Source organism: Pseudomonas sp. LS1212, assembly GCF_024741815.1.
Classification (GTDB): Bacteria; Pseudomonadota; Gammaproteobacteria; order Pseudomonadales; family Pseudomonadaceae; genus Aquipseudomonas.
On sequence record NZ_CP102951.1, the window covers coordinates 5,305,973 to 5,321,465 of the forward strand.

11 protein-coding genes are annotated in these 15,493 nt (G+C 62.1%); 10 read left to right on the forward strand and 1 reads right to left on the reverse strand.

The window, feature by feature from the left end:
- Positions 1 to 57: 57 nt before the first annotated feature.
- Together choW and choV are read left to right on the forward strand one after the other, a co-directional pair.
- A complete protein-coding gene (choW, locus tag NVV94_RS24850; protein ID WP_258447817.1) occupies positions 58 to 906 on the forward strand; it encodes a choline ABC transporter permease subunit in 849 nt (282 codons plus the stop codon).
- On the forward strand, positions 903 to 2,081 hold the full coding sequence (gene choV, locus NVV94_RS24855; protein ID WP_258444930.1) for a choline ABC transporter ATP-binding protein: 1,179 nt from the start codon (positions 903 to 905) through the stop codon (positions 2,079 to 2,081). The genes choW and choV overlap by 4 nt, the downstream gene beginning before the upstream one ends.
- Before the next feature lie 324 nt (positions 2,082 to 2,405).
- On the opposite strand, the gene NVV94_RS24865 is transcribed toward choV, so the two are convergent.
- Positions 2,406 to 4,346 carry a BCCT family transporter gene (locus NVV94_RS24865; protein WP_408733529.1) on the reverse strand — a complete coding sequence of 647 codons (1,941 nt, stop codon included), beginning with the start codon at positions 4,344 to 4,346 and terminating at the stop codon, positions 2,406 to 2,408.
- Between the two features lie 369 nt (positions 4,347 to 4,715).
- Here NVV94_RS24865 and betI point away from each other — a divergent pair, with 369 nt between their 5' ends.
- The 8 genes from betI (at position 4,716) to dbpA (ending at position 15,423) form a co-directional block, all read left to right on the forward strand.
- Positions 4,716 to 5,366: a transcriptional regulator BetI gene (betI, locus tag NVV94_RS24870; protein WP_258444932.1), complete on the forward strand. Its 651-nt coding sequence runs from the start codon at positions 4,716 to 4,718 to the stop codon at positions 5,364 to 5,366.
- Positions 5,367 to 5,415: 49 nt separating this feature from the next.
- The gene (gene betB, locus NVV94_RS24875) at positions 5,416 to 6,888 is read left to right on the forward strand and encodes a betaine-aldehyde dehydrogenase (RefSeq protein WP_258444933.1); all 1,473 of its coding nucleotides are present in this window, start codon (positions 5,416 to 5,418) and stop codon (positions 6,886 to 6,888) included.
- 155 nt (positions 6,889 to 7,043) lie between these two features.
- Complete coding sequence (betA, locus tag NVV94_RS24880; RefSeq protein WP_258444934.1) at positions 7,044 to 8,747, forward strand: choline dehydrogenase; 1,704 nt, start codon at positions 7,044 to 7,046, stop codon at positions 8,745 to 8,747.
- Positions 8,748 to 8,961: 214 nt separating this feature from the next.
- Positions 8,962 to 9,657, forward strand: coding sequence for an RraA family protein (locus tag NVV94_RS24885; RefSeq protein ID WP_258444935.1), 696 nt, complete (start codon positions 8,962 to 8,964; stop codon positions 9,655 to 9,657).
- A gap of 47 nt (positions 9,658 to 9,704) precedes the next feature.
- Positions 9,705 to 11,147: a TldD/PmbA family protein gene (locus NVV94_RS24890; RefSeq protein WP_258444936.1), complete on the forward strand. Its 1,443-nt coding sequence runs from the start codon at positions 9,705 to 9,707 to the stop codon at positions 11,145 to 11,147.
- Positions 11,147 to 12,484, forward strand: a complete 1,338-nt coding sequence (locus NVV94_RS24895) for a TldD/PmbA family protein (protein WP_258444937.1) — start codon at positions 11,147 to 11,149, stop codon at positions 12,482 to 12,484. The genes NVV94_RS24890 and NVV94_RS24895 overlap by 1 nt, the downstream gene beginning before the upstream one ends.
- Before the next feature lie 68 nt (positions 12,485 to 12,552).
- Entirely contained in the window at positions 12,553 to 13,980 is a 1,428-nt protein-coding gene (gene mdtD, locus NVV94_RS24900; protein WP_258444938.1) for a multidrug transporter subunit MdtD, read from the forward strand.
- A 105-nt stretch (positions 13,981 to 14,085) separates the two neighbouring features.
- Complete coding sequence (gene dbpA / locus NVV94_RS24905; protein WP_258447818.1) at positions 14,086 to 15,423, forward strand: ATP-dependent RNA helicase DbpA; 1,338 nt, start codon at positions 14,086 to 14,088, stop codon at positions 15,421 to 15,423.
- The last annotated feature ends 70 nt before the right edge of the window (positions 15,424 to 15,493 follow it).

Genomic DNA, 15,493 nt, shown 5'->3' on the forward strand with positions numbered 1-15,493 from the left:
TCCAGGCGGTTCGCCCGCCTGGATCCGTAATCATTTCCTCGCATGTGGACGTTCACTATCATGCTGATCGATCAAAAAATACCTTTGGGCCAGTACATCGCTGGATTCGTTGAATGGTTGACGCAACACGGCGCCAACTACTTCGATGCCTTCGCCGAAGCACTGGAGTTAATGATTCATGGCGTGACCGGCGCCCTGACCTGGTTCAACCCTTTCGTCCTGATCGGCCTGATCGCGGTGATCGCCCACCTGATTCAGCGCAAATGGAGCCTGACGGCTTTCTGCGTGCTGTCGTTTCTGCTGATCTTCAACTTGGGGTATTGGCAGGAAACCATGGAGACCCTGGCCCAGGTGCTGTTTGCGACCATGGTCTGCGTCGCCATTGGCGTCCCGCTGGGCATCGTCGCGGCGCACAAGCCGATGTTCTACACCATGCTGCGTCCGGTCCTGGACCTGATGCAGACCGTCCCTACCTTCGTCTACCTGATCCCGACCCTGACGCTGTTCGGTCTGGGTGTGGTGCCCGGTCTGATCTCGACGGTGGTCTTCGCCATCGCCGCACCGATCCGGCTGACGTACCTGGGTATCTGTGACGTGCCGCAGGAGTTGTTGGATGCCGGCAAGGCATTCGGCTGCTCGCGTCGGCAACTGCTGTCCCGTATCGAACTGCCCCATGCCATGCCAAGCATCGCTGCCGGTGTCACGCAATGCATTATGCTCTCGCTGTCGATGGTGGTGATCGCAGCGCTGGTGGGTGCCGATGGTCTGGGTAAACCCGTGGTCAACGCACTGAACACTGCCGATATTGCTCTGGGCTTCGAAGCAGGCCTGGCGATCGTACTGCTGGCGATCATGCTCGACCGTATTTGCAAACAACCCGATGTGCCAGTAAGGGGTGACGCATGAGCATTATCCGCTTCGACAAGGTAGACGTAATCTTCTCCAAATCCCCGCGTGAGGCCCTCAGCCTGCTGGACCAGGGCCTTACGCGTGAACAGATCCTGAAGAAGACCGGCTTGGTGGTTGGCGTGGAAAAAGCCAGCCTGGATATCAACAAAGGTGAAATCTGCGTGCTGATGGGCTTGTCCGGCTCAGGCAAGTCGAGCTTGTTGCGCTGCATCAATGGCTTGAACACGGTCAGCCGCGGCAAGCTGTTCGTCGAACACGAAGGCTCGCAGATCGACATCGCTTCGTGCACGCCGGCAGAGCTCAAAATGATGCGCACCAAGCGCATCGCCATGGTTTTCCAGAAGTTCGCCCTGATGCCCTGGCTGACCGTGCGCGAGAACATCAGCTTCGGTCTGGAAATGCAGGGCCGCCCTGCCGATGAACGACGTCGGCTGGTGGATGAAAAACTCGAACTGGTCGGCTTGACCCAGTGGCGCAACAAGAAACCCGATGAGCTGTCCGGCGGCATGCAGCAGCGGGTCGGCCTGGCGCGCGCGCTGGCGATGGATGCCGACATCCTGTTGATGGATGAACCCTTCTCGGCACTCGACCCACTGATCCGTCAGGGTCTGCAGGACGAACTTCTGGAACTGCAACGCAAGCTGCACAAGACCATCGTCTTCGTCAGCCATGACCTCGATGAAGCCCTGAAACTGGGTAGCCGTATCGCCATCATGAAAGACGGCCGGATCATCCAGTACAGCAAGCCAGAAGAAATCGTGCTCAACCCGGCCGATGACTATGTCCGCACCTTCGTTGCCCATACCAACCCATTGAACGTGCTATGCGGTCGCAGCCTGATGCGCACGCTGGACAAGTGCAAACGCATCAACGGTTCGGTCTGCATCGACCCGGGCGGCGACTCCTGGCTGGACCTGGCCGAAGGCAACACCATCAAGGGTGCGCGCCAGGGTGCCAGTAGCCTCGTGATGCAAAACTGGGTACCTGGCCAGGCCGTCGAAGGCCTCGGTCGCCATCCGACCCTGGTGGACTCCAACATCGGCATGCGCGAAGCGCTGCAGATTCGCTACCAGACCGGCAACAAGCTGGTGCTGCAAGACAACAACCGCGTGGTCGGGATACTTGGCGACAGCGAGCTGTATCACGCGTTGCTGGGCAAGAACCTCGGTTGATCCAACCAAAGGCAAAGGGGATCGCAAGAGATTGCGATCCCCTTTTTTTTGTGCCCGGGATTTGTACACGACTCAAGACTGCAGGAAGGTCCTGCGGACCTTGGCGCAGGCTATGCCAGCGGCTACAGATACACCGCAGACCATGTAGCCGCTGCCGCCAGGCTGCGCTCGAGCGCGAAGCGGTCGCAGGATTCAAGATTGCAGGAAGGTCCTGCGGACCTTGGCGCAGGCTATGCCAGCGGCTACAGAAGATTGCGCCAGGCACACAAACAAAAAGGGCCCTGCCGATAATCGACAGAGCCCCTTTCACTCTATTAGCAGCTATCAGCTGTAAACCCGGCCAAGAAGCTGCCGATGGCTTTCGAACTGATCGAGCACGTCACGGGTAATCTGCTCTGGCGTGAAACCCATCAGGTCGTACTCCTGACTGCCGTTGTGCAGGTAGACCTCGGCGCGATAGAACCGCGGGCGCACTTCACTCGAATCGGCACCTGCGCTCGGCGCCGCCAGGTAGCCATCCAGGCAGACCTCGTAAACGAACGGGTTCCCCTCTTCCATCTCGATGCGCAGGCCCATGTTCGAGCGCGATTGGCCCAGACGGCTCTGCACTTCAAGCCCCAGGTGACGCAATTGCACCGCAGCTTCTTGCAGGGCCGGGCTGATCTGCTTGTCCATGAAGCGCTGAACGGTTGCCTGGGTGGGTTGCAGGTCCAGTTGGCTCAGGCGCTCGCTGAAACCATGACGACCGCGCGCGGCCAGCTCAGCCTGTTCCTGCTCGATCTGGGTGTCCTGCTTCATGGCCTTGTACAGACCGAACATGAACACGATCAGCACCACCGAGAAAGGCAGGCCTGCCAGCACCACCATGGTTTGCATGGCCGCGAAGTTACCGGCGAACAACAGACCGATGGTCACCAGGGTGATCACCGCCGACCAGAGGATCCGCAGCCAGTGCGGGGCGTCTTCATCGACCTGGCCGCCTTTGCAGGAAAGGTTGGCCATCATCACCGCGCCCGAATCCGCCGGCGTCAGGAACAGCACGAAACCAACGAAAATCGCCACACCGACCACGATCTTCGACGCCGGGTAGTGTTCGAGCAGCTGGTAAATCGACATCGACGGTTGTTCCAGCGCCGTTCGACCCAACTCAACGGCGCCCTGGTTCATTACCAGATCCAGCGCGGTGTTGCCGAAAATCGACAGCCACGCCAGGGTAAAGCCCAACGGAATCAGCAACACGCCGGCCACAAGCTCGCGCACGGTACGCCCACGGGAAATCCGCGCGATGAACATGCCGACAAAAGGTGCCCAGGAAATCCACCAGGCCCAGTAGAACACGGTCCACAGGCCCAGCCAGCGCTCGGACTTGGCGTTGTCGCCCTCATAGACGTACAGGTCGAAGGTCTTCAGCACCGCGCCGTTGAGGTAGTCACCGATGTTCTGGATAAAGCTGTTGAGCAGGTACAGGGTCGGGCCGTTGAGCAGCACGAACAGCAGCAGGCCGCTGAACAGGAGGATGTTCAGGTTGGACAGGCGGCGGATGCCGTTCTCCACGCCCGACACCGCAGCGATGGTCGCGACCGTGCTCATCACCAGAATCACGATCAGCAGGTTGGTATTGCTGTGCTCCATGCCGAACAGGTATTCCAGGCCGGAAGACACTTGCATCGCGCCAATGCCCAGGTTGGTTACCAGGCCCAGCAGGGTCACGAACATGCCGAAACCATCGACGGCGTGCCCGGCCGCGCCCTTGACCCAACGCTCCCCGACCAACGGATACAGCGCCGAGCGCAAGGCCAGCGGCTGGTTGTGGCGATAAGCGAAGTAAGCGACGGCCAGGCCGACCAACGCATAGATCGCCCAGCCGTGCAGGCCCCAGTGCAGGAACGTCAGCTGCAGGCCCTGGCGTGCCGCCAGGTTGGTCGCCGACGCGCCTTCAGGCGGGTTGAAGTAATGGTCCAGTGGCTCGGAAGCGCCGAAATACAGCAACGAAATACCGATGCCGGAGGAGAACAGCATCCCAGCCCAGGCGCCGTAACTGAAGTCCGGGGTGTCGTCCTTGCCGCCCAGCTTGAGCTTGCCGTAGGACGAAAACGCCAGTGCCAGGACGAACAGCAGGTAGCTGCCGATCGCCAGCATGTAATACCAGCCGAAACTGCGCGACAGCCAGGCCTGGGCCTGGCCCAGTACTTCGCCAGCCGTATCGGGCACTGCAATCAGCAACGCAGTCAGCAACAAAATCAACGCGGTCGATGTATAGAACACGACCCCATTGAGCCGGACCCTCTCGGGAGGGGTCTTCATCAGGGAGGCAGAACTCATTGCACAGATGCTCCAGGCAGTGCGAGAGAAAGACACAATCAAACGCATCACCCGCGCAAATGGTGCAATAGCCACACAGCCACGAGTGATATAAAAGCACCTCGAGAGCCCGCGATCCCAGATAATCAGTGGGTTACGAACGTTTTCGGGTGCCAATTGGTGCCAGCTGAACGCGCCCAAAAGCATGTCAATGGCACAATTTGTCGCAGAGCTTATTCTTTGTTGATTGAACGTTCAATCAAAACAAAATAGACTGGCTTACGCCGGGTCGTCGTTGCGACGACTGGTCGCAGGCCTGAGGAGATTTGCAAGATGCCCAAGGTCGGTATGCAACCCATACGCCGCCAGCAATTGATCGAAGCCACGTTGATGGCCGTCGACCAGGTCGGATTGGGGGATGCCAGCATTGCGCTGATCGCCCGGTTGGCCGGCGTGTCGAACGGCATCATCAGTCACTACTTTCAGGACAAGAACGGCCTGATCGCAGCGACCATGCGTTACCTGATGAATGCACTGACTGAAAACGTCGCCGCGCGCAGACTGGCGCTGCGAGACAACAGCCCGCGGGCTCACCTGCAGGTAATCATCGAAGGCAACTTCGATGCGAGCCAGGTCAATGGCCCGGCAATGAAAACCTGGTTGGCCTTCTGGGCCTCCAGCATGCACCAGCCGTCACTGCACCGGTTGCAGCGGATCAACGATCACCGCTTGTACTCCAACCTGTGCTGCGAGTTCCGCCGTGTCCTGCCGTTGCACGAAGCGCGCAGCGCGGCGCGCGGCCTGGCGGCGTTGATTGATGGTTTGTGGTTGCGCGGTGCGCTGTCGGGAGATGCTTTCGACACCGACCAGGCGCAGCAAATCGCTTACGAATACATGGATCTACAACTGGCAAAACAGGCGAGCCCAGGCATACAGAGCCAAGCCCCTGAACAGCCGCGCGCAAAGGTAGCCGAACAGATATAGGCATCGATGCGGCGGTAACCGCCCACCACAATGCACTTGCGAGGACACTATGGCCCGTTTCGAACTGCAAAAACTCTACATCGATGGTGGTTACGTGGACGCGACCAGCGACGCCACGTTTGAAGCCATCAACCCGGCCAACGGCGAAGTCCTTGCACTGGTGCAACGTGCATCGAAAGAAGACGTCGAGCGCGCTGTCGCCAGCGCCGAAAAAGGCCAGAAAGTCTGGGCCGCGATGACCGCCATGCAGCGTTCGCGCATCCTGCGCCGCGCCGTGGAAATCCTCCGCGAGCGCAACGACGAGCTGGCCGCGCTGGAAACCCTGGACACCGGCAAGTCCTACTCCGAAACCCGTTACGTGGACATCGTTACCGGTGCCGACGTGCTGGAATACTACGCAGGCCTGGTACCGGCCATCGAAGGCGAGCAGATCCCGCTGCGCCAGACCTCGTTCGTCTACACCCGTCGCGAGCCACTGGGCGTGACCGTCGGTATCGGCGCCTGGAACTACCCGATCCAGATCGCCCTGTGGAAATCCGCTCCAGCCCTGGCCGCTGGCAACGCGATGATCTTCAAGCCGAGCGAAGTCACCTCGCTGACCACCCTGAAACTGGCCGAGATCTACACCGAAGCCGGCCTGCCCGATGGCGTGTTCAACGTCCTGACCGGCAGCGGCCGCGAAGTCGGCACCTGGCTGACCGAGCACCCGCGCATCGAAAAAATCTCCTTCACCGGCGGTACCGATACCGGCAAGAAGGTCATGGCCAGCGCCTCGAGTTCTTCGCTCAAGGAAGTCACCATGGAACTGGGCGGCAAGTCGCCGCTGATCATCTTCGAAGACGCCGACCTCGATCGCGCCGCCGACATCGCCATGATGGCCAACTTCTACAGCTCCGGCCAGGTCTGCACCAACGGTACTCGCGTATTCGTTCCGACCGCACTCAAGGCCGCGCTGGAAGCCAGGATCGCCGAGCGCGTAGCACGCATCCGCATTGGCAACCCGCAGGACGAGAACACCAACTTCGGCCCGCTGGTCAGCTTCGCCCACATGGAAAACGTGCTGGGCTACATTGCCAAGGGCAAGGAAGAAGGCGCACGCGTACTGTGCGGCGGCGAGCGCCTGACCGAAGGTGAATTGGCCAAGGGCGCCTTCGTCGCGCCGACCGTCTTCACCGACTGCACCGACGACATGACCATCGTGCGCGAAGAAATCTTCGGCCCGGTCATGAGCATCCTCAGCTACGACAGCGAGGAAGAAGTCATCCGTCGCGCCAACGACACCGAGTTCGGCCTGGCCGCCGGTATCGTCACCAACGACCTGACCCGCGCTCACCGCGTTATCCATCAACTGGAAGCCGGTATCTGCTGGATCAACGCCTGGGGCGAGTCGCCGGCGGAAATGCCGGTCGGCGGTTACAAGCAGTCCGGTGTCGGCCGCGAGAACGGCATCAGCTCGCTGGCTCAGTACACTCGCATCAAATCGGTACAGGTTGAGCTGGGCAATTACGGTTCGGTTTTCTAAGAAAGCCTTTCGTCGCCTGCGAAGCCGTCTTCGCGGGCAAGCCCGCTCCCACAGGGTATGCAACACCAACTCACTGTGGGAGCTGGCTTGCCAGCGATCGAGTGCAAAGCACTCGCAACGGCCCGACCTGACCACATTTCAAGAGGGTGCATTCAATGTCCCAAGAATTCGATTACATCATCGTCGGTGCCGGCTCTGCCGGTAACACCCTGGCGACCCGCCTGACTGAAGACGCAGGCGTCACTGTTCTGCTGCTCGAAGCCGGCGGCCCCGACTACCGCCTGGACTTCCGCACCCAGATGCCCGCTGCACTGGCGTTCCCCCTGCAAGGCCGACGCTACAACTGGGCCTACGAGACCGACCCGGAGCCGTACATGGACGGCCGTCGGATGGAGTGCGGTCGCGGCAAGGGCCTCGGTGGCTCCTCGCTGATCAACGGCATGTGCTACATCCGTGGCAACGCCATGGACTATGACGGCTGGGCGAAGTTGCCAGGCCTGGAAGACTGGAGCTACCTGGACTGCCTGCCGTATTTCCGCAAGGCGGAAACCCGCGACATCGGCGCGAACGACTATCACGGCGGCGAAGGCCCGGTCAGCGTGACCACGCCCAAGGCCGGCAACAACCCGCTGTTCCACGCCATGGTCGAAGCCGGCGTGCAGGCCGGGTACCCTCGTACCGTGGACCTGAACGGCTATCAGCAGGAAGGTTTCGGTCCGATGGACCGTACTGTGACGCCTAAAGGCCGTCGCTCCAGCACTGCCCGTGGCTACCTGGATCAGGCCAGACAGCGTTCGAACCTGACCATCGTCACCCATGCCCTGACCGATCGCATCCTGTTCGACGGCAAGCGCGCGGTCGGCGTAGCCTATCTGGTCGGCGACAGCGACACTCGCATCCAGGCCAAGGCGCGCAAGGAAGTCCTGGTCTGCAGCGGCGCGATCGCCTCCCCGCAACTACTCCAGCGTTCCGGCGTCGGTCCGGCCAAACTGCTCAAAGAACTCGACATCCCGGTCGTTCACGACTTGCCGGGCGTCGGCGAAAACCTGCAGGACCACCTCGAGCTGTACCTGCAGTACGCCTGCACCCAGCCTGTGTCGCTGTATCCGTCGCTTTTGCTGCACAACCAGCCGGCCATCGGTGCCGAGTGGCTGTTCCTCGGTACTGGCATCGGTGCCAGCAACCAGTTCGAAGCCGGTGGTTTCATCCGTACGCGTCCGGAGTTCGAGTGGCCGAACATCCAGTACCACTTCCTGCCGGTCGCGATCAATTACAACGGCAGTAACGGCGTCAAGGAGCACGGCTTCCAGGCACACATGGGCTCCATGCGTTCGCCGAGCCGGGGTCGCATCCAGGCCAAGTCCAAGGACCCGCGCCAGCACCCGAGCATCCTGTTCAACTACATGGCTACCGAGCAGGACTGGCAGGAATTCCGTGACGGTATCCGCCTGACCCGCGAGATCATGGCGCAGCCGGCACTGGACGCCTACCGTGGTCGCGAGATCAGCCCGGGCATCGAGGTGCAGACGGACGAGCAACTGGACACGTTCATTCGCGAGCACGCCGAAACCGCGTTCCATCCGTCCTGCTCGTGCAAGATGGGTACCGACGAAATGGCCGTGGTCGATGGCGAAGGTCGCGTGCATGGCATGCAGGGCCTGCGTGTGGTCGATGCCTCGATCATGCCGATCATCACTACCGGCAACCTGAATGCGCCGACGATCATGATGGCCGAGAAAATCGCCGACAAGATCCGTGGCCGCAAGCCCCTGTCGCGCAGCACCGCCAAGTACTACGTCGCCAATGGCGCGCCGGTCAAAGGCAAGCCGCTGCGTGAAGTGAGCAAAGCCGCGCAGTAATCTGCTACACCGCAATATCTGTAGCCGCTGCCGCCAGGCTGCGCTCGCCCTTGCAAAGGGCGCTCGATCCCGAGATCGCAGAGAGGTCCTGCCGGACCTCAGCGCAGCCTTCGGCAGCGGCTACGGGCTTGCTCACCTGCCCGCCACAAGCCTAAGCTAGACCTTCCCCGCCCCCATCCGACACGCTGGCGCTCGCCGGCTTTGAGGCTTACTCATGTTTGATGTCGTTTCTTCGAGCAAATGGCCGACCGGCTACCTGATCAATCCCAACGCCGAACCCCTCGATCCCAAATGGCTGAAGGAATTCAGCAAGATCCCCGCCGCTGCCGTCAGCGATTGTCTGGGCCGCAATGTCGGCGGTCTTGGCCTCAAGCCCTTCCACGGTAGCGCGCCGATGCTCGGCAGTGCCCTGACCGTGCGGGTTCGCCCTGGCGACAACCTGATGATTCTCAAGGCCATGCAGATGGCCCGCCCCGGCGACGTGCTGGTGATCGACGGCAGCGCCGACCTGACCCGCGCCGTTTTCGGCGGGATCATGCGCGCCATGGCGCTCAAGGCCGGGATTGTCGGCGTGGTCATCAACGGCGCCCTGCGCGACCTCGACGAATGGCAGAGCGGCGAACTGCCGGCCTATGCCATCGGCAGCGTGCATCGCGGCCCGAGCACCGATGGCGGCGGCGAAATCAACGTGCCGATTTCCTGCGCCGGCATGCTGGTGATGCCCGGTGACCTGATGATCGGCGACGGTGACGGCGTGGTCGCTGCCGCCCGGTCGGAATTGCCGGAGTTGCTGGTGCGTTGCCACGACCTGCTGGCGCGGGAGAAGGCGACCCTGGAGGCCATTGAGGCCGGGACGCTGGATCCGGATCGGTTTGATGCGATTTTGCGTAGCAAGGGTTGCCCGATTTAACTTTTACGCTTGCGGGCCTCATCGCTGGCACTCACAAGGAGGTTCGCATGTTCGACACCACCGCCCTGCTCAAGCAACGCTTCGCCGCCCTGCGCAGCCGTGCCGAGTTTTTCTCGCTGCGCCATGTTCGTCAGTCCAGCCAGCACCTGTCGGTACGCAAGAACGTCGCCGAACCGCCAAGCCTGAGCCTCGACGAAGGGGCGATGCTGACCGTGCGGTTCAACGGTGTCGAAGCCTACGCAGCCACCGGCGACCTCTCGCAACAGGGCCTTCAGCTGGCCTTGCAGCAAGCCGAAGACCTGGCCGAGCGCATCAGCGCTCATGCACTGCTCGACCTGCGCAATCAGCCAGTGGCCCAGAGCCACGCCGATTACTATTCGCCTAACCTCGACCAGCCTTTCCCGTTGCTGGGCGATTGCCATGCAATGCTCGGCCAGGAATCGGCAGCCGTACCCAAGGACGACCGACTGGTGAATTGGCAAGTCAGCCTGGGCGTCAGCACCGTCGAGCAAATTTACCTGAACACCGCCGGCGCCCAGATCCGCCAAGCCCAACGCTTTGTTTTTCCAGGCCTGAGCGTTACCGCCTACGATGGCCAGGACAGCCAGACCCGCAGCCTGGGCCGGGAAAACTTCGGCCAACAGGGTGGTGCCGATGTGATCGGCCGCTGCGGCTTGATCGGCGCGGGCGCGCAGATCGCCGACCAGGCGCTGCAATTGCTTCTGGCGCCGAACACGCCCCAGGGCACTCGCGATCTATTGCTGATGCCGGATCAGATGATGCTGCAGATCCACGAATCCATTGGCCACCCGCTGGAGCTGGACCGCATCCTCGGCGATGAGCGCAACTATGCCGGTACCAGCTTCGTCAAGGAAGCCGACTTCGGCACGCTTCAGTACGGTTCGAAACTGCTCAACGTCACCTTCGACCCGGAGATTCCCGAGCAACTGGCCAGCTACGCCCATGACGATGACGGCACCCCGGCACACAAGCAGCTCCTGATCCGCGACGGGCTGTTGATCCGCCCGCTGGGGGGCGCCCTCTCGCAGTTTCGCTCAGGGCTGGACGGCGTCGCCAACAGCCGCGCCTGCAGCTGGAACCGTGCCCCGATCGACCGCATGGCCAATCTCAACATCGAGCCGGGCGATCAAAGCCTGACACAGCTGATCGGCGGCATCGAACGCGGCATTCTGATGGCGACGAACCGCTCGTGGTCCATCGACGATGCCCGCAACAAGTTCCAGTTTGGCTGCGAATGGGGGCAATTGATCGAGAACGGAGAGCTCAAGGGCGTGGTGAAGAATCCGAACTATCGCGGCATTTCTGCAGGCTTCTGGCGCAACCTCAGCGCCGTGGGCGATGCCAGCACCTTCCAGGTCCTGGGCACACCCAATTGCGGCAAGGGCGAACCCAACCAGGTGGTTCGCGTAGGCCACGCCTCACCGGCCTGCGTCTTCAGCCAGATCGACGTTTTCGGGGGAGATGCCTGATGCCTGCCGCCATCAATAGCGTGGAAACCTTCCGGGCCCTGGTCGACGAGTTGTTCGGCGCGGTCAGCGAACCTGAACACTTCACCTTGAGTTACAACGCCGAAGCGTCGCACTTCATTCGCTTCAACCATGCCAAGGTCCGTCAGGCCGGGCAGGTGCAGCAAGCCCATGCCACGCTCAAGCTGATCCACGAGGGCCGCCAGGCCGATTTGCAACTGACCCTGAGCGGTGAGTACGAAGTGGATCGGCAACGGCTGACCGACGGTCTGCAGCAGCTACGCGAAATCCTGCCACTCGTTGCGCCGGATCCATACCTGCAACTCAACACCGAACCTTGGCGCAGTGCCACGGTGCAGGACCAGCCGCTGCCAGACAGTGCTCACGTGCTCGAGCAGATCGGCCGTGGCACGCAAGGCCTGGACCTGGTCGGGATCTATGCCGCAGGCCCGATCAGCCGCGGCTTTGCCAGCTCATGGGGGGCGTTCGGCTGGCACCAGGCCAACAGCTTCAATCTCGACTGGAGCCTGTTTCACGCCAACGGGCAAGCGGTCAAGGCCAACTACGCCGGCCAGGACTGGAGCGATGAAGTCTTCGCCCTGCGGCTAGCCAATGCCAACGAGCAACTGGCTTTCCTTGGCCGCCCACTGAAAACCCTGGCGCCCGGGCATTACCGCGCCTATCTGGCCCCCGCTGCGCTGGACGAAATCATCGGCATGCTCTGCTGGGGCGGTTTCTCCGCGCAATCGCTCGCCAGCAAGGACAGCCCGCTGCAACGCCTGTACAGCGACGATGCCCGCCTCAACCCACGGGTGACCATGGCCGAGCAGGTCAGCGGCTCCCTCAGCCCGGCATTTTCCGAGGAAGGTTATCCACGCACCGACCTGACCCTCATCAGTGCCGGCAAGGCCCAGGACCGGCTGATCAACTCACGCAGCGCCGCCGAGTACGGCCTGACCGGTAACGGCGCCAACAGCGGCGAATCGCCCAGCGCCCTGAGCATGGCCCCAGGCGACCTGCCCCGGACCGAGATCCTCGACCGGCTCGGCACCGGCCTGTACATCAGCAACCTGTGGTACTTGAACTACTCCGATCAACCGGCGGCACGCATGACCGGCCTGACACGCTTCGCCACCTTCTGGGTGGAGAACGGCCAGATCCAGGCGCCGGTCAGCACCATGCGCTTCGATGACAGCGTGTACAACCTGTTGGGCATGCATCTGGAGGCGTTGACCCAGGATCGCGAGTTGATTCTGTCGACCGGCACCTACAGCGAGCGGCAGACGTCCTCGACGCAATTGCCCGGGGCGTTGATCAGTCGTTTGACGCTTACGTTGTAGACCGCGACGCAGCTATCGCTTGCCAGCGATAAAGGCGACACGGAATACCTGACAACACAAGGACCCCCATGCCCAACCGCCTACCCCTCGATGCCACCACCGCACGCTGGATACCCTGGGTGGTGGCCATTGCCTTCTTCATGCAATCGCTCGACGGCACCATCCTCAACACCGCCCTGCCCGCCATGGCCCTGGACCTGGCTGAAAACCCACTGCGCATGCAGTCGGTGATCATCGCCTACATGCTCACCGTGGCGCTGCTGATCCCGGCCTCGGGCTGGATTGCCGACCGCTTCGGCACCAAAAATATTTTCTTCGGCGCCATTTTGCTGTTCAGCCTGGGCTCGCTGCTTTGCGCCCTGTCCAACAGCTTGAACATGCTGATTGCGGCGCGCGTCGTCCAGGGCCTGGGCGGTGCGCTGATGCTCCCGGTCGGCAGGCTGGTGGTGCTACGCGCCTATCCACGTTCGGAGCTGGTGCGCATCATGAGCTTCATCACCGTGCCCGGCATGTTGGGGCCGTTGCTGGGGCCGACCATGGGTGGCTGGCTGGTGCAGTACCTGAGCTGGCACTGGATCTTCCTGCTTAACTTGCCGGTCGGACTGGTCGGCTGTTATGCCGTCTGGCGATTCATCCCGGACCTGCGCGGCAGCGAACGGACCCGTTTCGACGGCCTCGGCTTTGTGCTGTTCGGGGCGGCGATGATCCTGATCACCATCGCCATGGAGGGGCTTGGCGAACTGCACCTGCCACATTTGCGCGTCATGCTTCTGCTGTTTGCCGGCATGGCCTGCCTGGCGGCGTATTGGCTACGGGCGGGGCAGGTCGACAACACCTTGTTCTCGCCTCGCCTGTTCCGCACCCGCAGCTTTGCCGTGGGCATCCTTGGCAACCTGTTCTCGCGCCTGGGCAGCGGCGCACTGCCATTTCTGGTGCCTTTGCTGCTACAGGTAGCCCTGGGCTATTCACCGTCCCAGGCCGGCATGAGCATGATTCCGCTGGCCGCTGCGGCCATGTTCGCCAAGTCGGTCGCTCGCCCGCTCATCGAACGTTTCGGCTATCGCAACATTCTCACCGCCAACACCCTGCTATTGGGGCTGCTGCTGGCCAGCCTGGGCCTGGTCGACCAAAACACGCCGTACGCTTTGCTGCTGTTTCAGCTGGGCCTGCTGGGGGCGGTCAACTCGATGCAGTTCACGGCCATGAACACCGTGACCCTGATCGACCTCGACGACGCCAGCGCCAGCAGCGGCAACAGCCTGCTCTCGGTGGTCGCGCAGCTGTCCCTGAGCCTTGGCGTCGCCTGTGCAGGAGCCTTGCTCGGCGGCTTTACCGCGGCGGGTGCAAGCGAAGGCGTGAGCACGACGCTGGAGGCCTTCAAACTGACCTTTTTCACCATTGGCGTCATGACCATGCTGGCGGCGGCGATCTTCATGCAGCTGTCCAGGGCAGACGGAAGGCGTGCCCTTCGTCCGGAACCCAAGATCGAGTCTTAGGGCTAATAGCCATGAGGCTGGTACACTGCGCGACATTTTGTTTTGCAGGCCAGTCTCGTGACCACCATTGCCACCGCTTTTAACACTCTGCCGCTGTCCGCCGCCATGCTGGCTAACCTCGACTCCCTCGGTTATGCCCAGATGACGCCGATCCAGGCGCAGAGCTTGCCGGTGATCCTCAAGGGCATGGACCTGATCGCCCAGGCCAAGACCGGCAGCGGCAAGACCGCTGCCTTCGGTATCGGCCTGCTGAACCCGATCAACCCGCGCTTTTTCGGCTGCCAGGCACTGGTCCTGTGCCCGACGCGCGAGCTGGCCGACCAGGTGGCCAAGGAAATCCGCCGGCTGGCCCGCGCCGAAGACAACATCAAGGTCCTGACCCTGTGCGGCGGCGTATCGCTCGGCCCGCAGATCGGCTCGCTGGAACATGGCGCGCACATCATCGTCGGCACCCCGGGGCGCATTCAGCAGCACCTGCGCAAAGGCTCGCTGGTACTCGACGGCCTGAACACCCTGGTACTCGATGAAGCCGACCGCATGCTCGACATGGGTTTCTACGACGCCATCGCCGACATCATCGAGCAGACCCCGGAGCGCCGTCAGACCCTGCTGTTCTCCGCCACTTACCCGGTGGGCATCAAGCAGCTGTCCTCGAAATTCATGCGCAACCCCCAGCAGGTGAAAGCCGAAGCGCTGCATGACGACACCCAGATCGAACAACGTTTCTACGAGATCGATCCAGAGCTGCGCATGGAAGCGGTGGTGAAAACCCTCGCGCATTTCCGTCCGCAGTCCTGCGTGGCGTTCTGCTTCACCAAGCAGCAATGCCAGGAAGTGGTCGATCATCTGGTCGCCAAAGGCATTTCGGCAGTGGCCCTGCATGGCGACCTGGAACAACGCGACCGCGACCAGGTCCTGGCCATGTTTGCCAACCGCAGCACCTCGGTACTGGTTGCCACCGACGTAGCGGCGCGCGGTCTGGATATCGACGCGCTGGACATGGTTATCAACGTGGAACTGGCCCGCGACTCGGAAATCCACGTGCACCGCGTTGGCCGTACCGGCCGCGCCGGCGAGAAAGGCTTGGCCGTCAGCCTGGTCGCGCCGTCCGAAGGCCACCGCGCCCAGGCCATCGAAGACTTGCAGAAATCACCGCTCAAGTGGGAGCAGATGGATTCGTTGAGCGCCCAGGGCGGTGCCCCCCTGCTGCCACCAATGAGCACCCTGTGCATTGGCGCCGGGCGCAAGGACAAGGTCCGCCCGGGTGACATCCTCGGCGCACTGACCGGTGAAGCCGGCATTCCTGGCGCGCAGGTCGGCAAGATCGCGATTTTCGACTTCCAGGCCTATGTTGCAGTCGAGCGCGGGATCGCCAAGCAGGCGCTGCAGCGCTTGAACAGCGGCAAGATCAAGGGGCGTTCGTTGCGGGTGCGGATTCTCTAATCTGGATCACCACCGCTCACCTATAGCCGCTGGCGTAGCCTGCGCCCGCCCGTGAAACGGGCGCATGATC